This is a genomic window from Pseudomonas sp. ATCC 43928 (genome assembly GCF_005938665.2).
Classification (GTDB): Bacteria; Pseudomonadota; Gammaproteobacteria; order Pseudomonadales; family Pseudomonadaceae; genus Aquipseudomonas.
In genome coordinates, this window is record NZ_CP041753.1 from 1917133 (window position 1) to 1932695 (window position 15563).

At 60.4% G+C, this 15563-nt stretch carries 17 protein-coding genes; 13 read left to right on the forward strand and 4 right to left on the reverse strand.

All coding sequences use genetic code 11. From position 1 onward, the window contains the following. Positions 1-67 precede the first annotated feature (67 nt). Both FFH90_RS08700 and FFH90_RS08705 read left to right on the forward strand, forming a co-directional pair. Positions 68-673, forward strand: coding sequence for a DUF4823 domain-containing protein (locus FFH90_RS08700; protein WP_064616596.1), 606 nt, complete (start codon positions 68-70; stop codon positions 671-673). Between the two features lie 16 nt (positions 674-689). Continuing rightward, a complete protein-coding gene (locus FFH90_RS08705; RefSeq protein ID WP_138867003.1) occupies positions 690-1250 on the forward strand; it encodes a DUF1285 domain-containing protein in 561 nt (186 codons plus the stop codon). 57 nt (positions 1251-1307) lie between these two features. On the opposite strand, the gene FFH90_RS08710 is transcribed toward FFH90_RS08705, so the two are convergent. After that, positions 1308-2180, reverse strand: coding sequence for a triacylglycerol lipase (locus FFH90_RS08710; protein WP_019582740.1), 873 nt, complete (start codon positions 2178-2180; stop codon positions 1308-1310). A gap of 243 nt (positions 2181-2423) precedes the next feature. Between FFH90_RS08710 and FFH90_RS08715 the strand changes: the two genes are divergently transcribed. The 10 genes from FFH90_RS08715 to FFH90_RS08760 all read left to right on the forward strand — a co-directional run bounded on the left by FFH90_RS08715 (position 2424) and on the right by FFH90_RS08760 (position 13322). Then, a complete protein-coding gene (locus FFH90_RS08715) occupies positions 2424-3140 on the forward strand; it encodes a FadR/GntR family transcriptional regulator (protein ID WP_018926208.1) in 717 nt (238 codons plus the stop codon). 40 nt (positions 3141-3180) lie between these two features. Next, positions 3181-4056, forward strand: a complete 876-nt coding sequence (locus FFH90_RS08720; protein WP_018926207.1) for an SMP-30/gluconolactonase/LRE family protein — start codon at positions 3181-3183, stop codon at positions 4054-4056. Positions 4057-4329: 273 nt separating this feature from the next. Continuing rightward, positions 4330-5148 carry an SDR family oxidoreductase gene (locus FFH90_RS08725; RefSeq protein ID WP_018926206.1) on the forward strand — a complete coding sequence of 273 codons (819 nt, stop codon included), beginning with the start codon at positions 4330-4332 and terminating at the stop codon, positions 5146-5148. Positions 5149-5278: 130 nt separating this feature from the next. Next, positions 5279-6283, forward strand: coding sequence for a substrate-binding domain-containing protein (locus FFH90_RS08730; protein ID WP_018926205.1), 1005 nt, complete (start codon positions 5279-5281; stop codon positions 6281-6283). A 65-nt stretch (positions 6284-6348) separates the two neighbouring features. Continuing rightward, complete coding sequence (gene araG, locus FFH90_RS08735; protein ID WP_019650447.1) at positions 6349-7893, forward strand: L-arabinose ABC transporter ATP-binding protein AraG; 1545 nt, start codon at positions 6349-6351, stop codon at positions 7891-7893. Between the two features lie 9 nt (positions 7894-7902). Continuing rightward, entirely contained in the window at positions 7903-8871 is a 969-nt protein-coding gene (gene araH, locus FFH90_RS08740; RefSeq protein ID WP_018926203.1) for an L-arabinose ABC transporter permease AraH, read from the forward strand. Between the two features lie 199 nt (positions 8872-9070). Further along, positions 9071-9784, forward strand: coding sequence for a GntR family transcriptional regulator (locus FFH90_RS08745; protein ID WP_138867004.1), 714 nt, complete (start codon positions 9071-9073; stop codon positions 9782-9784). Then, a complete protein-coding gene (locus FFH90_RS08750) occupies positions 9781-10779 on the forward strand; it encodes an ADP-ribosylglycohydrolase family protein (RefSeq protein ID WP_138867005.1) in 999 nt (332 codons plus the stop codon). Before FFH90_RS08745 ends, FFH90_RS08750 begins: the two co-directional genes overlap by 4 nt. A 154-nt stretch (positions 10780-10933) precedes the next feature. After that, positions 10934-12400 carry a cytosine permease gene (locus FFH90_RS08755; protein ID WP_138867006.1) on the forward strand — a complete coding sequence of 489 codons (1467 nt, stop codon included), beginning with the start codon at positions 10934-10936 and terminating at the stop codon, positions 12398-12400. Beyond that, positions 12393-13322 (forward strand): PfkB family carbohydrate kinase, encoded by a 930-nt coding sequence (locus FFH90_RS08760; RefSeq protein WP_138867007.1) that lies wholly within the window; start codon positions 12393-12395, stop codon positions 13320-13322. The genes FFH90_RS08755 and FFH90_RS08760 overlap by 8 nt, the downstream gene beginning before the upstream one ends. 42 nt (positions 13323-13364) lie before the next feature. On the opposite strand, the gene FFH90_RS08765 is transcribed toward FFH90_RS08760, so the two are convergent. From FFH90_RS08765 to FFH90_RS08775, 3 genes are all read right to left on the reverse strand, one after another. Continuing rightward, the gene (locus tag FFH90_RS08765; RefSeq protein WP_018926198.1) at positions 13365-13745 is read right to left on the reverse strand and encodes a Rho termination factor N-terminal domain-containing protein; all 381 of its coding nucleotides are present in this window, start codon (positions 13743-13745) and stop codon (positions 13365-13367) included. Between the two features lie 53 nt (positions 13746-13798). Next, entirely contained in the window at positions 13799-14053 is a 255-nt protein-coding gene (locus tag FFH90_RS08770) for a hypothetical protein (protein WP_018926197.1), read from the reverse strand. Between the two features lie 127 nt (positions 14054-14180). Beyond that, positions 14181-14834, reverse strand: coding sequence for an HD domain-containing protein (locus tag FFH90_RS08775; protein ID WP_111455359.1), 654 nt, complete (start codon positions 14832-14834; stop codon positions 14181-14183). 245 nt (positions 14835-15079) lie between these two features. On the opposite strand from FFH90_RS08775, the gene FFH90_RS08780 reads away from it, so the two are divergent. Next, positions 15080-15562: a GNAT family N-acetyltransferase gene (locus FFH90_RS08780; RefSeq protein ID WP_111455360.1), complete on the forward strand. Its 483-nt coding sequence runs from the start codon at positions 15080-15082 to the stop codon at positions 15560-15562. Position 15563: the final 1 nt, after the last annotated feature.

Here is a 15563-nt window from a genome sequence, read left to right on the forward strand (position 1 = left end):
AGCTGGCGCGGAAGCTGCATCCCTCGGCCATTCGCCGGTTTTCCGTCACCGGCTTCTGGAGGGAAGGATGCGTAGCCTGGTTTTGCTGCTGGCCGTTTTGGCACTTGGCGGCTGCATGAATGTCAGCGATATGGCCGAAGGAACTCGCTACCACATGAGCGACGTGGGGCTGCTGGACCATAGCGACAGCCGTCGCGTGAATAACATCCGCATTCAGCCGGACTCCTTCATCTACATCGCCCAGGGCGCCTTCGCGCCACCGGGCATTGCTTCTCCGCGACCTAACGTGGTGGCCGAAGAAGCCTTCAACGGCTTTATCGAATATTTCCCGATGGTCCGCCGCGCCCGCGCGCCGGAAGGCCTCGACGCCGCCATGGGAGAAGCCCGTGCCGCCGGTGCTCACTACCTGCTCTATACACGTTTTGCCAAGGCCGACGACCGTATCGGCAACGCGGACGATTTGATCGACCAGGAGCGCTCGGATCGCCTCGGGATCGACAGTGGCGTCATTCAGATCATGTTGATCGAGACCAGCACCCAGTATTTGATCGATACTGCACGTATCAAGAGTCGTGGCGGTTTACTGACGTTCTACGATAACAGGCCAGAAGATCTTCTGGGCCCGCCGCTGGAGCAATACGCTCGTAGCCTGTTGGGGCTCAGCGATCAGTAATTAAAAGGAGAACGCCATGAGTGGCCCGCAAAAAGCCAATGACCTGTTGGGACAAATCCCCAAAACCAAAGGTTTGCCACCGGTCCACTTGTGGAACCCCGACTTCTGCGGCGACATCGACATGCGCATCTCCCGCGACGGCACCTGGTATTACCTGGGCACGCCGATCGGGCGCAAGCCGATGGTCAAGCTGTTCTCCACTATCATTCGCCGCGACGGCGATGATTACTTTCTGATTACTCCAGTCGAAAAGGTCGGCATCAAGGTCGACGATGCACCGTTCGTGGCGATAGCCCTGGAAGTCGAAGGCGAGGGTGAGGCTCAGGTCTTGCGCTTTACCACCAACGTCGATGAAACCACCGACGCCGGTGTCGAGCACCCCATGCGCGTGGTGATCGACCCGGTGACTCAGGAACCCGCACCGTACGTGCATGTGCGCAGCAACCTTGAAGCGCTGATTCACCGCAATGTGTTCTACCAATTGGTAGAGCTGGCGGTGAGCCGTGAGATTGACGGGCAGAGCTGGCTCGGTGTCTGGAGCGGTGGCGAGTTTTTCCCGATCGGACTTGAGCCGTAAGCGCTGAACCCGAGAAACGAAACGGCCCGTTATTGCAGCGGGCCGTTTTTTATGGGCTTACAAACCCTTGCTCTTGAGCCGGGCGGCGTGTTCAAGGTAGAGCATCACCGGGCTCACGTTCCAACTGTTGATCCCGGCCATCTGGTTGACTGCATCAAAGTGGTCCATGGGGTAATCCGAGCGGATCACTTTGCCCAAATGAGAGCTGTAGCGGCCGACCAGCCCATCATTGGCGTGCTTCTCTTTATAAAATAGCTGCGACAGCACTTTACAGTTCAAATGGGTCGGGTCGAGGAGTTGCAGGCTTTGAAAGTTCTGCACGATCCCGCTCCAGGAGTAGTAATACACGCCGTTCTCAACTTCGTTGCCTTCCCCGCCCCAAACCTTTGGCAGCCCTTGCGGGTACTTGCGATTGAAGGCGGCCAGGCCTGCGCTGGTCAGCGATTCGAACGCCGCTTGAGGGTCGATGGGGTTTTCCGGATGGCCACTGATCAACGAAATGAAGGTGCCGACTGCGCCTAACAGGGCTAATACCAAGGCTTCGGGTAATTCTCCGGGTGTCAGTGCCTTGTGCAGTTGGTCGGCAATCTCGGAGCCGTGGTTAGGGCAACTGACCGAGGTGACCGACGCAACCTTTTCCGGGTACAGGGCTGCGACGTAGCGTGCGGCCAGCGGACCTTGGCTGTGGCCGATCAGATTGACCTTGGCGGCGCCCGTTTCCCGCAAGATGCGGTCGACGTGTTCGAGCAGTTTTTCACCGCGTTCCTCATTGCCGTTGACGGTTGGAATATTCACGGCAAACACCTGGGCACCAGCACGTTCCAGGGCTTCCTCGATTTCGAAGAAGTACGGATAACCGGCGATTCTGTCGAAGCCGAAAAGACCGTGAACCAACACAATGGGGTATTTCGTAGACGCATCCATGTCCATGTTCATACCTGACGATAGCGGATTTTAGTGAAACAGCCTGATCTGTTGCGGGCTAACCGTAGTTTACAAAGTGGGTGGGTTCAAAGCGCCGGGGGAGTAATCGGACGAACAGTCATGCCTGTGTTGGCAAGAACTCCAGAAAAATCCAATTGACACCCAATCATATGATGATTAGCGTGGGCATCCATTGCGAACGGCTTTCGTGTCGTTTCATTTTTATTTTCACCGGGCGGTGAGGTACCCATGTCCAGCAGTTTTCACGCGTCGACGGTTGATTGGCTGGGGTGCTGGATTGCCGCTGGCCAGGTGAAGCCCGGTCAGACCATCAAGGTTGAAGCCGACTTGGGCGAGCAGCTTGGGGTCAGCCGTACGGTCATCCGCGAAGCGATCAAAACCCTGGTCGCCAAAGGCATGCTCGAAGTCGGGCCGAAGGTCGGCACGCGGGTGTTGCCGGTACGGCGCTGGAACCTCTTCGATCCACAAGTCGTCGGCTGGCTGTCGCGCAGCGGTTTGCCGGAAAACTTCGTCGACGACTTGCTTGACCTGCGTCGTACCATCGAGCCGATGGCGGTGCGTTGGGCCTGCGAGCGCGCGACGGTGGAACAAGTGCAAGCCGTGCTTCAGGCCTACAACGCGCTGGAACGAGCCGTAGACAGCGGCATCGATTACAACCGCGCCGACCAGTTCTTCCACGAGTGCATCCTCGCCGCCAGCCACAATCAATTCATCGAACAAATGGTCCCGGCCCTCGGCGCGCTGCTGGCGGTGTCGTTCGAAGTGTCTGCCGCCGACCCGGACGAACTGCGCCGCACCTTGCCGATTCACAAAGACATGGCCGACGCCATCGCCGCCCGGGATGCTGCGCGGGGTGTGTGGGCCTGCATGACCCTGATCGATAACGCCGACCTGGCGATCAAACGGTTTTACCCCCAAGTCATGGCCGACAAGAAGGCAAGCTGACCAGGCTCGCTCCCACATAAAAGCATAAAAAGGAGGTTTCATGACGTGGACTGCGGTTACCGAGCACCGTGCGCGACTCGGTGAAGGTCCGTTCTGGGATGCACCGACCCAGGCGCTGTACTGGGTCGATATCGCCGGCCAACAGGCGCTGCGATTGATCGGCGCCAATGTGGAAATCTGGCAGATGCCGGAACACGTGTCCGCATTCATCCCCTGCGAAAGTGGCGATGCCCTGGTGACATTGAGCAGTGGGGTTTATCGGCTGGACCTGAACTCTCCCGGCCTGGAGCCTCGGCTGACCTTGCTCTGTGTGGCCGATCCGCAACCCGGCAATCGCGCCAACGAAGCCCGCTGCGATGCCTTGGGCCGGCTCTGGCTGGGCACCATGCAAAACAACATCGGCGAGCAGGGCGAAGATTTGCCGATCGTGCGCCGCTCCGGTGGCCTGTTTCGCATCGACCGCGATGCTCGGGTCACGCCGCTGCTTCGAGGGCTCGGCATCCCCAACACATTGCTATGGAGCGACGACGGCACAACCCTGTATTTCGCCGACAGCCTCGACGGTACGTTGTACCAACATTTCATCCATACCGACGGCAACCTCGACACCGCCTGCGTCTGGTTTGGCCCCCACGAACGGGGTGGCCCCGATGGCTCGGCGATGGATGCCGAGGGCTATATCTGGAACGCCCGCTGGGACGGCAGTTGCTTGCTCAGGCTGAGCCCGGACGGTCATGTCGATCGGGTGATCGAACTGCCTGTCAGTCGCCCCACCAGTTGCGTGTTTGGTGGCGAAGACTTCAAGACCTTGTACATCACCAGTGCGGCGAGCCCGCTCAACCATCCATTGGATGGTGCGGTGTTGTCGGTTCGAGTCGATGTGCCCGGAAAGCCCTGTCAGAGATTTGCAGGCTAAATCCCAAAATATGGGATGCAAAATTATATATTGAGATTTGTTGGTGGCCGGGTTTATAGTCGGCCCCATCAGTTACACGCACTCACACTTAAAAAAACAAAACAGGTGAAGTGATGCAGCGATATTCCACCGTCCTCCCTTGGGTCGACAGTGCTTCAGGCCGCCCCGGCGCCCGGGCGTTTGCACGCCTGCCTGCCTATTCCCAAAAGCCTTTTGACCGGACATCGACAGATGTCCGGTTTTCGTCGTGCCCTCGAACAGGAGTGTTGATCCATGGCTGAACCCCTTTCCTTGCCACCGGTGCCCGAACCGCCGAAGGGTGAGCGCCTGAAAAACAAGGTCGTGCTGTTGACCGGCGCCGCTCAGGGGATCGGCGAAGCGATTGTCGCGACCTTTGCGTCCCAGCAAGCCAAGCTGGTCATCAGCGATATCCAGGCCGAGAAAGTCGAAAAAGTCGCGGCGCATTGGCGTGAACAAGGCGCGGATGTCGTGGCGATCAAGGCCGACGTATCGCGCCAGCAAGACCTGCACGCCATGGCCAAGTTGGCCATTGAGCTTCACGGTCGCATCGACGTGCTGGTCAACTGCGCCGGGGTCAACGTGTTCCGTGATCCGCTGCAAATGACCGAGGACGACTGGCATCGTTGCTTCGCCATCGACCTGGACGGCGCCTGGTATGGCTGCAAAGCCGTGCTGCCGCAGATGATCGAGCAGGGCATCGGCAGCATCATCAACATCGCCTCGACCCATTCCACTCACATCATTCCCGGCTGCTTCCCGTACCCGGTGGCCAAGCATGGCTTGCTCGGGCTGACCCGCGCCTTGGGCATCGAATACGCACCCAAGGGCATTCGCGTCAACGCCATCGCACCGGGCTATATCGAAACCCAACTGAACGTCGACTACTGGAACGGCTTTGCCGACCCTCATGCCGAACGTCAACGGGCCTTCGACTTGCATCCACCGCGCCGCATCGGTCAGCCAATCGAAGTGGCGATGACTGCCGTGTTCCTGGCCAGCGATGAGGCGCCATTCATCAACGCTTCGTGCATCACCATCGATGGTGGTCGTTCGGTCATGTACCACGACTGAATAACTTGGATTTCAGGCGAAAAACTACGCCTGAAATACAATCATCATACGATATGACTATTGGCTACATGCTTCGACCGCTGTATTGGCTTTCAACTAACGCTCAAAAAAAATAACAAGGAGTCAGCTTATGAAACGTCGTCGTGGGATCCGTTCCCTGTGCTGTGCCGCTTTGGCGGTCACCGCGGTCAGCCTGAGCAGTACGTTGCTGGCGGCCGAGGAAGTGAAGATCGGTTTTCTGGTCAAGCAGGCCGAAGAGCCCTGGTTCCAGACCGAGTGGGCCTTCGCTGAAAAGGCCGCCAAGGACAAGGGCTTCACCGTCATCAAGATCGCTGTGCCTGATGGCGAGAAAACCCTTTCGGCCATCGACAGCCTGGCGGCGAACGGCGCCAAGGGCTTCGTGATCTGCCCGCCGGACGTCTCCCTCGGCCCGGCGATCATGGCCAAGGCCAAGCTCAACGGTTTGAAAGTGATCGCTGTCGATGACCGTTTCGTCGATGCCGGCGGCAAGTTCATGGAGGACGTGCCATACCTCGGCATGGCAGCTTTCGAAGTTGGCCAGAAGCAGGGCGCCGCCATGGCCGCCGAAGCGAAAAAACGCGGCTGGGACTGGAAACAAACCTATGCGGTGATCAACACCTTCAACGAACTCGATACCGGCAAGAAACGCACCGACGGTTCGGTTAAAGCCCTGGAAGACGCCGGGATGCCGAAAGACCACATTCTGTTCTCGGCCCTGAAAACCCTCGACGTACCTGGCAGCATGGACGCCACCAACTCGGCGCTGGTGAAGCTCCCGAGCGGGGCGAAAAACCTGATCATCGGGGGGATGAACGACAACACCGTGCTGGGCGGCGTGCGCGCCACCGAAAGCGCCGGTTTTGCCGCCGCCAACGTAATCGGTATCGGCATCAACGGCACCGATGCCATCGGCGAACTGAAGAAAGCCAACAGCGGCTTCTTCGGCTCAATGCTACCGAGCCCGCACATCGAGGGCTACAACACCGCCAGCATGATGCACGAGTGGGTCACCACCGGCAAAGAACCGCCGAAATACACCGCCATGGACGACGTGACGCTGATCACGCGCGACAACTTCAAGCAGGAACTGGAAAAGATCGGCCTGTGGAATTGAGGGTCGGTTGATTTCATTGGCGGCCCCGGCGACGGGGCCGCCTGATCGGTGTGATGAGGTGGGTTATGCACGCACACGTACAAACAGATGAACAGCGCATTGGCGGCAGCCTGCGCTTCAACGGGATCGGCAAAACCTTTCCCGGGGTGAAGGCGCTGGACGGCATCAGCTTCGTCGCGCATCCGGGGCAGGTTCACGCCTTGATGGGCGAGAACGGCGCCGGTAAATCCACGCTGCTGAAGATCCTCGGCGGTGCTTACACGCCGAGCAGCGGCGACCTGCGGATCGGCGAGCAGACGAGGGTCTTCAAATCCACTGCCGACAGCATTGGCAGCGGGGTCGCGGTGATCCATCAGGAGCTGCACCTGGTGCCGGAAATGACCGTGGCCGAGAACCTGTTTCTTGGGCATCTGCCGGCAAGTTTCGGCCTGATCAATCGCAGCGTTTTGCGGCAACAGGCACTGGCCTGCCTCAAAGGCCTGGCCGATGAAATCGATCCACAAGAGAAAGTCGGGCGATTGTCCCTCGGTCAGCGGCAACTGGTGGAAATCGCCAAGGCGCTGTCCCGTGGCGCGCATGTGATTGCGTTCGACGAACCCACCAGCAGCCTGTCGGCGCGGGAGATCGACCGCTTGATGGCGATCATCGGTCGTCTGCGCGACGAAGGCAAAGTGGTGCTCTACGTCTCCCATCGCATGGAAGAGGTCTTCCGCATCTGCAACGCGGTAACGGTGTTCAAGGACGGTCGCTTCGTGCGTACCTTCGAGGACATGAGCGCGCTGACCCATGACCAGTTGGTGACGTGCATGGTCGGCCGCGACATTCAGGATATCTACGATTACCGCAGCCGCCCGCGTGGCGCGGTGGCGCTCAAGGTTGACGGTTTGCTGGGGCCGGGTTTGCGTGAACCGGTGAGTTTCGAGGTGCACAAGGGCGAGATTCTGGGTCTGTTCGGCTTGGTTGGCGCGGGCCGCACCGAGCTGTTTCGCATGCTCAGCGGACTTACCCGCAACACGGCCGGACGCCTGGAGTTGCGTGGACATGAACTGAAACTGCGTTCACCGCGCGATGCCATTGCGGCGGGGATTCTGCTGTGCCCCGAGGACCGCAAGAAGGAGGGCATCCTGCCGCTCGCCAGTGTCGCCGAGAACATCAACATCAGTGCTCGTGGTGCTCATTCCACCTTCGGTTGCCTGTTGCGCGGGCTGTGGGAAAAGGGCAACGCCGACAAGCAGATCAAGGCGCTGAAGGTGAAGACGCCCAACGCGGCGCAGAAAATCATGTACCTGTCCGGCGGCAATCAGCAGAAGGCGATTCTCGGTCGCTGGCTGTCGATGCCGATGAAAGTCCTGCTGCTCGATGAGCCTACACGCGGCATCGACATCGGCGCCAAAGCCGAGATCTACCAGATCATCCACAACCTGGCCGCCAGCGGTATTGCCGTGATTGTGGTGTCCAGCGACCTGATGGAAGTCATGGGCATTTCCGACCGCATCCTGGTGCTCTGCGAAGGCACGATGCGCGGCGAACTGACCCGCGAACACGCCAATGAATCCAACCTGCTGCAACTGGCTTTGCCACGCCAACGCGCTGCCGACGTGGCGAACTGAGAGGTGACTATGACCATCCAAAACAACGCTCTGCCAACCCCGCGCAAACCGCTGGACCTGCGACGCTTTCTCGATGACTGGGTAATGCTGCTGGCGGCCGTCGGGATCTTCGTGCTCTGCACCTTGCTGATCGACAACTTCCTGTCGCCGCTGAACATGCGCGGTCTGGGCCTGGCGATTTCCACCACCGGGATTGCCGCCTGCACCATGTTGTATTGCCTGGCGTCGGGGCACTTCGACTTGTCGGTGGGCTCGGTGATTGCCTGCGCCGGCGTGGTCGCGGCGGTGGTGATGCGCGACACCAACAGCGTGTTCCTCGGCGTCAGTGCGGCGCTGGTGATGGGGCTGATTGTCGGGCTGATCAACGGGATCGTGATCGCCAAGCTGCGGGTCAATGCGTTGATCACCACGCTGGCGACCATGCAGATTGTTCGTGGCCTGGCTTACATCTTTGCCAACGGCAAAGCGGTCGGCGTGTCCCAGGAGTCGTTTTTCGTCTTCGGTAATGGCCAGTTGTTCGGTGTGCCGGTGCCGATTCTGATCACCATCGTTTGCTTCCTGTTTTTCGGCTGGCTGCTGAATTACACCACCTACGGGCGCAACACCATGGCCATCGGCGGCAACCAGGAAGCGGCGTTGCTGGCTGGGGTCAACGTTGACCGAACCAAAATCATCATCTTCGCCGTGCACGGGGTGATTGGTGCATTGGCCGGGGTGATTCTGGCGTCGCGCATGACCTCGGGTCAGCCGATGATTGGCCAGGGTTTCGAGCTGACAGTGATCTCGGCCTGCGTGTTGGGCGGGGTGTCGCTGAGTGGCGGGATCGGGATGATTCGGCATGTGATCGCCGGGGTGCTGATTCTGGCGATCATCGAGAATGCGATGAACCTGAAGAACATCGATACGTTTTACCAGTACGTGATTCGCGGTTCGATCCTGTTGCTGGCGGTTGTGATCGACCGACTGAAACAACGCTGATTTTCCCCGGGGGAGCGGGATGTCCGGCACATGGATACTGGATGTGCCGACGCCTTCGCGGGCAAGCCTCGCTCCTACAGTACCGTGCAGATCCCCCTGTAGGAGCGACGCTTGCCCGCGAAAGCGGTCTGTCTGTCACACAATCCAGCCACAAAATATCCCTTGCTCGCCCTAATCCCTTTCGGTTATCACTTTGTACATGGTTAGACAGGTACGATTTGACAAGAAACAACGGATTATCGATGAGCTTGTCCGGCGCATCGAAAGCGGCCTCATGGAGGACGGCTTGCTATTGCCGGGTGAACATCAGTTGGCTCAAGAATTCAAGGTCAGCCGCGGCACGCTGCGTGAAGCCCTGGCCGAACTGAAGCGGCGTCACTACATCACCACGCAAAGCGGAGTCGGTTCCATCGTTACTTACGACGGCGTAGTGCTCGATCAGAGCAGCGGCTGGGCCCAGGCACTGGCGGACAGCGGGGCGTTGATCAATACCGAAGTGCTGCGACTGGAGGCGGTGACCCGTCCTGACCTGCTGTCGCGGTTCGGCACCGATCAATTCATCACCCTCGACCGTCGCCGGCGCGCCACCGACGGTACGCTGGTGTCTCTGGAACGCGCGTTAATGCCCGCGACCGGAGGCCTGGAAGGCCTGCCGCGAGTGGGACTGATTGATAACTCCCTGACCATCACGTTGGCTGCCTACGGCTATGTCGGCGAGCACGGCGATCAGTGGATCGGTGCCGAACCCTTGAACGCCGAAGACGCCGAACTGCTCGGGCGCCCGGTCGGCACGGTGTTCCTCAAGGCCCTGCGCACCACCTACGACCGTCAGAACCGTTTTATGGAGCAGGTCGAAAGCCTGCTCGATCCGGTGCACTTTCGTCTGCATTTGCAGTTTGGAGCTCCAAAATGACCGCGCTCAACCGTGCCCTCGGCGCGTTCTATGGACTGGCCCTGGGCGATGCGCTGGGCATGCCGACCCAATCCCTGAGCCGCGCCGACATCAAGGCGCGCTTCGTTGAAATCACCGATCTGCAAGACGCAGGCCCCGATCAACCGATTGCCGCGAACCTGCCCAAAGGTTCTATCACCGACGATACCGAGCAGGCGATTCTGGTCGCTCGGTTGTTGATCGAAGGCGAGGGCCGGATCGAACCGGCGGTACTGGCCCAACGATTGATCGAATGGGAAGCCGGGATGCAGGCCAAGGGCTCGCAAGACTTGCTCGGCCCTTCGACCAAACGCGCGATCGAAATGATCCTCGCCGGCCACTCGCTGGAAGAGGCCGGGCGCCACGGCACCACCAATGGCGCGGCGATGCGCATCACCCCGGTGGGGATTGCGGCCGATGTCGCCGATCCAGAGCGTTTCATCCGCGCCGTGGTGCAAGCCTGTCAGGTGACCCACAACACCACGCTGGGAATTGCCAGTGCGGCGGCGGTGGCGGCAGTGGTTTCCGCCGGGATCAACGGCATGGACCTGGGTGAGGCGTTGAACCTCGGCCAGCAATTCGCGCAGCAGGCAGAAAGTCACGGCCACTGGGTCGCCGGCGGGCGGATTGCCTCGCGCATCAGTTGGGCGCGGAGTATCGGCATCGACAGCGACAAGGCGTTGCTGGCGGATTTGCTGTACGACGTGATCGGCACTTCGGTGGCCGCACAGGAATCGGTGGTGGTGTCGTTTGCGCTGGCCCAGCAAGTGGCCATCGGCGAGATGACGGCCTTTGAAGCGCTGTGCATGGCCGCGAGCCTGGGCGGTGACACCGACACCATCGCGGCGATGCTCGGCGCCATGCTCGGGGCCTGTCTGGGGCTTGAGAGCTGGCCGATGGCGATGATCGAGCAGGTTAAAGCGGTTAACTCGTTGGAGTTGGAACCGTTGGTAAAAGGACTGTTGGCTTTACGTTGACTGGACTGGCCCCATCGCGGGCTTGCCCGCGATGAACACGCCGCATACTTGAATTTTTCACCCGCAATGGAACGCACAAACACGGGCAGGACGGCCGGCTGTTGTTTTGTCCTCCGAGATTGCCCACACCATAACAATTGCAAGGAGCATTTTCATGAGTTCATCGAACGCCGGGCAAAGCGCCGGACAACTGGAAACCCGTGGTATCGAACCGGTGCCGGAAGGGGAGTGCAACGGTCATCCGCTGCAACTGTTCTGGGTCTGGTTTGCGGCCAACATTTCCATTCTCGGCTTGCCGTTGGGCGCCACGCTGGTGGCCTTTCGCGGCCTGGCGATCTGGCAAGCGATCATCGTCGCGATCCTTGGTGCCGCCGGCTCTTTCGCGGTGGTCGGGATCATCTCCATTGCCGGTCGTCGTGGTCGCGCACCGAGCCTGACGCTGTCGCGAGCGATCTTCGGCGTACGTGGCAATATCGGCCCGACGCTGGTCTCGCTGATGTCGCGCCTGGGTTGGGAAACGGTCAATACCACCACCGCCGCGTTCGTCCTGCTGTCGTTGTGCTCGATCCTGTTCGGCTCGCCGGTGGAAGCCAAAAGCGCGCCGCTGCTGACCCTGGTGTTCATCGCCATTTTCGTGCTGCTGACGTTGTCGGTATCCGGCCTCGGTCACGCCACATTGCTGGTGATCCAGAAGTGGGCGACTTACGTGTTCGGTGCATTGAACATCCTGGTCGGCGGTTTCCTCTGCGCGACCATCGACTGGAGCGCCGTGTTCAACGCCACGCCAGCACCGTTGAGCGCGATGATCATCGGCATCGGCACCATGGCCGCCGGCACCGGGATCGGCTGGGCCAACGCCGGCGCGGACATGTCGCGCTACCAGCACCGCAGCGTCAAAGCGGTGCGCCTGGTGGCGTCGGCGGCGTTCGGTGCGGGGATTCCGCTGGTGCTGCTGATCACCCTTGGCGGTCTGCTGTCGGTGGGTAACAACGATCTGGCCTCGGCCACTGACCCGATTGTCGCGATCCGCGACATGCTGCCGACCTGGATGGCGGTGCCGTACCTGATCACCGCGTTCGGCGGGCTACTGCTGTCGAACAACCTGTCGGTGTACTCCGCCGGGCTGACCACCTTGACCCTCGGCCTGAAGGTCAAACGCGTGTACGCGGTGGTGGTCGATATCGTGGCGATCTTCGCCGGCTCGATCTATTTCATGCTGATCGCCGAGAGCTTCTACGGTCCGTTCATTACCTTCATTTCCTTGCTGGCGGTGCCCATCACGGCGTGGGTCGGGATCTTCGTGGTCGACCTGATCCATCGTCATTACTACAGCCCCAAGGACCTGCTGGACGTCAGCCCGAGCAGCGCCTACTGGTATCGCGGCGGCGTCGAGTGGCGTGCATTCGGTGCGTGGGCGGTGGCGATTGTGTTGGGTTTCAGCTTCACCACCATTGGCACCACTGAACAAGATGTCTGGTTCCGGGGCTTCCTGTCCGACTCATGGCTGGGCCACAACGGCTTGGGCTGGATCGTGACGTTCGTGGTGGCTGGCGGGATTTACTGGGTGCTCGGCGGCGCCAAGGACCGCCGCGCCGCGTTGCTCGAGCCTGTTCATGTCTAGGCTGCTGCATACCGGCCAAGTCATCATCGACCTGGTCATGGCCGTGGATAGATTGCCTCATTCGGGTGGTGACGCGCTGGCGCAATCCGCCCGTTTCGAGGCTGGCGGCGGTTTCAATGTGATGGCCGCGGCCCGACGGAACGGCTTGCCGGTGGTTTACCTCGGGCGCCATGGCAACGGCCGTTTTGGTGATCTGGCCCGGGAGGCGATGACGGCAGAAGGCATTCGGATCGGCATCGCTCACAGTGCTGAGCGCGACACCGGGTTGTGTGTCGCACTGACTGAAGCCTCGGCCGAACGTACGTTCATTTCCTACATCGGTGCCGAAGGCGAATTGACCGCCGAAGACCTGGCGAGTGTGCCGGCCGAGGCGGGCGACTTTGTCTATGTCAGCGGCTACAGCCTGCTGCATGCCGGCAAGGCTCAGGTGCTGGTGGATTGGGTGTTGGAGTTGCCGGACGGGATCAAAGTGGTATTCGATCCGGGACCGTTGGTGGATTCGCCGGACGCACCGCTGATGAAGGCCTTGCTGCCGCGCATCGATCTGTGGACCAGCAACCGTGTCGAGGCGCTGCGGTTTACCGGGGCGTCGGACATTGCCGAGGCGTTGAATATTTTGGCGGATCAGTTGCCGACGGACGCCCTGATGGTGGTTCGCGATGGGCCGCAGGGTTGCTGGATCAGCCAGCATGGCGACCGTCAGCAGGTGCCGGGATTCAAGGTCTCGGCCGTCGACAGCAACGGTGCGGGGGATGCCCATGCCGGGGTGTTTGTGGCCGGGTTGGCGCAGGGCTTGTCGGCGGCTGAAGCGGCACGGCGGGCGAACGCGGCAGCGGCGTTGGCGGTCACTCGTTGGGGGCCGGCGACTTCGCCGGGGGCGGCGGAGGTGGACGCGTTGATCCGCGAGACTTTTAGCGCCTGATCAGCCGCCATCGGCCCTCAAATTCACCCTCAATCCTGACTTTCAACCCGCCTTGCGCAACGCCTCGATCAACTCTTGCTTGCGCATGCTCGAACGCCCCGGAATCTTCTTCGCCCGGGCTTCCCTCATCAGGCTGTCCACCGTCTGGGTATCGCGTGACGCCTTGCTGTTGCGCGGTTTGCCCTCACGGGTGGCGACTGCACGGCGGGCTGATTCCTTGCGATCGGCAGACTTGGCAGCGGCCGGTTTCTTGCGTCCTGAGCCGCCGGCGCGCTCACCGCCACCCGACTGCTTGTTTACCGTCGCCCAGGCGCGGGCCTCGGCTTCATCTTTCGACACGCCTTTGCGTTCGTAGCTTTCTTCGATGTGTTCGGCCTTGCGTTTCTGCTCGGCGGTGTATTTGTCTTTGCTTCCACGAGGCATGGGATTTCTCCTGGCTATAGGAGCTGGCGCAGGCTTCGCCAGCTCCTGCTCGTTTAGTTATCCAGTTTGCGCGCCGCCTCAACCCCAGCGGCGCTGAGTTTGATCGGCAGGTTCAGCGAGTGCTCGCCGGCTTCGTTGCAGATCACATGACCGTGCTGGATCAGCCCACGCTCCTGCAGCGTCGCAAGGGTGCTGGCCACGACTTTCTCCCCCCGGTAATTGTCCAGAACCTCCTTGCCCAAGCCACTTGGATGGGCATGCAGCAGGCGGGTCAGGACTTCTTTTTCCAGGTTTTTATCGACGTTCATGGTGACCTCTTGGTTGGGATGGACGAGTGTTGCTCCTCGCTCGCATTGGCGAGCCCTTACTCGATATTGGTCCGTCCCCGACCGGGATTGGTGCCTGATGAACGACGAGCGGTGTGGCTCTGGCTCCTCAGCCGACGCCGATTTCTTCCTTGAACAGCTCCATGAATCCCTTCAAGCGTTGATGGCGAACCTGTGCCAGACGCTGGCCGGTGGTCGTTTGGAAGCCGTCTGCCAGGTGCAGCAGCTTGGTCTGGAAATGATCGAGGCAAAAGCGTTTGTCGTCGTAGTCCCGCTCGTCTGCCTCCGGGTCCACAGGGTCGTACAGCGCGCTGCCCATGCGCCCGGCAATGTAGAAGGTACGCGCCACGCCGAGCATGCCAAGCGAGTCGAGGCGGTCGGCGTCCTGGATGATTCGGGCTTCGAGGGTCGTGGGTGTGATGTTGGCGCTGAAGCTATGGGCCTCAATGGCATGGACGACCGCGGTGATTTTTGCGTCAGGCCAATCCATGGCTGTCAGCACTGTCGACGCTTTCTGCGCCGCCAGCCGTGACGCCTGGGAACGCAGCGGCGAGTTCTTCTCCACTGCCACGCAATCGTGCAACAGCACGGCGGCCAGCAGCACCTCAAGATCACCGCTTTCTTCAGCATGAAGCGTGCGCACGTTGTGCCATACCCGTTGCAAGTGCGACAGATCGTGGGCGCCATCCTCGCCAGGTTCCAGCGCATGGGGCAGCAGTTCAGAAGCCAGATTCTGCAGAGGTGCGAAAGCAGCGGTGCTCATAAATGTCCTAAGTATGAAAACGCTTTTGTGGCGAGGGAGCTTGCTCCAATGCCAGTAAGTTAAACCGTAAATGCAATCCGTAGCAGCTGCCGAGCCTGCGAGGCAGCTGCTACGGAGAGTGTGTTACGGCTGAGATTACTTAGCGAATCGACATTAGCCACAAAGGCCCCCTCCATCATTTCAAATGTGACGAGCGCCGCGCGCGGACTTAGTATGGCGTTTTCAACTTTTGACAAGGCACGTCCATGACGATCGAAATCCGCCCGGCAACCCCCAGCGATGCTCCGCAAATCCTCGCGTTCATCACTGAACTGGCCGACTTCGAACGTGCCCGCCACGAAGTCATCGCCAGCGTCGCCGACATCGAGCGCAGCCTGTTCAGCGAAGGCGCCACCGCCCATGGCCTGATCTGCCTGCGCGATGGCCTGCCGATCGGCTTCGCGGTGTTCTTCTTCAGCTATTCCACCTGGCTGGGCAGCAATTGCCTGTACCTCGAAGACCTCTACATCACCCCTGAACAACGGGGCGGCGGCGCCGGTAAAACCTTGCTGCGCCACCTGGCAAAAATCGCCTGTGCCAATGACTGCGGCCGTTTCGAATGGAGCGTGCTGGACTGGAACAAACCGGCGATTGAATTCTACAAATCCCTCGGCGCACAACCGCAGGAAGAGTGGGTGCGGTATCGGATGGATGGGGCGGTGCTAAGGGATTTTGCCGCCGGTAATTGAT

Coding starts and splice junctions, on each gene's coding strand:
- FFH90_RS08700 (WP_064616596.1), top strand. CDS start 68: ATGCGTAGCCTGGTTTTGCTGCTGGCCGTTTTGGCACTTGGCGGCTGC.
- FFH90_RS08705 (WP_138867003.1), top strand. CDS start 690: ATGAGTGGCCCGCAAAAAGCCAATGACCTGTTGGGACAAATCCCCAAA.
- FFH90_RS08710 (WP_019582740.1), bottom strand. CDS start 2,180: ATGGACATGGATGCGTCTACGAAATACCCCATTGTGTTGGTTCACGGT.
- FFH90_RS08715 (WP_018926208.1), top strand. CDS start 2,424: ATGTCCAGCAGTTTTCACGCGTCGACGGTTGATTGGCTGGGGTGCTGG.
- FFH90_RS08720 (WP_018926207.1), top strand. CDS start 3,181: ATGACGTGGACTGCGGTTACCGAGCACCGTGCGCGACTCGGTGAAGGT.
- FFH90_RS08725 (WP_018926206.1), top strand. CDS start 4,330: ATGGCTGAACCCCTTTCCTTGCCACCGGTGCCCGAACCGCCGAAGGGT.
- FFH90_RS08730 (WP_018926205.1), top strand. CDS start 5,279: ATGAAACGTCGTCGTGGGATCCGTTCCCTGTGCTGTGCCGCTTTGGCG.
- araG (WP_019650447.1), top strand. CDS start 6,349: ATGCACGCACACGTACAAACAGATGAACAGCGCATTGGCGGCAGCCTG.
- araH (WP_018926203.1), top strand. CDS start 7,903: ATGACCATCCAAAACAACGCTCTGCCAACCCCGCGCAAACCGCTGGAC.
- FFH90_RS08745 (WP_138867004.1), top strand. CDS start 9,071: ATGGTTAGACAGGTACGATTTGACAAGAAACAACGGATTATCGATGAG.
- FFH90_RS08750 (WP_138867005.1), top strand. CDS start 9,781: ATGACCGCGCTCAACCGTGCCCTCGGCGCGTTCTATGGACTGGCCCTG.
- FFH90_RS08755 (WP_138867006.1), top strand. CDS start 10,934: ATGAGTTCATCGAACGCCGGGCAAAGCGCCGGACAACTGGAAACCCGT.
- FFH90_RS08760 (WP_138867007.1), top strand. CDS start 12,393: ATGTCTAGGCTGCTGCATACCGGCCAAGTCATCATCGACCTGGTCATG.
- FFH90_RS08765 (WP_018926198.1), bottom strand. CDS start 13,745: ATGCCTCGTGGAAGCAAAGACAAATACACCGCCGAGCAGAAACGCAAG.
- FFH90_RS08770 (WP_018926197.1), bottom strand. CDS start 14,053: ATGAACGTCGATAAAAACCTGGAAAAAGAAGTCCTGACCCGCCTGCTG.
- FFH90_RS08775 (WP_111455359.1), bottom strand. CDS start 14,834: ATGAGCACCGCTGCTTTCGCACCTCTGCAGAATCTGGCTTCTGAACTG.
- FFH90_RS08780 (WP_111455360.1), top strand. CDS start 15,080: ATGACGATCGAAATCCGCCCGGCAACCCCCAGCGATGCTCCGCAAATC.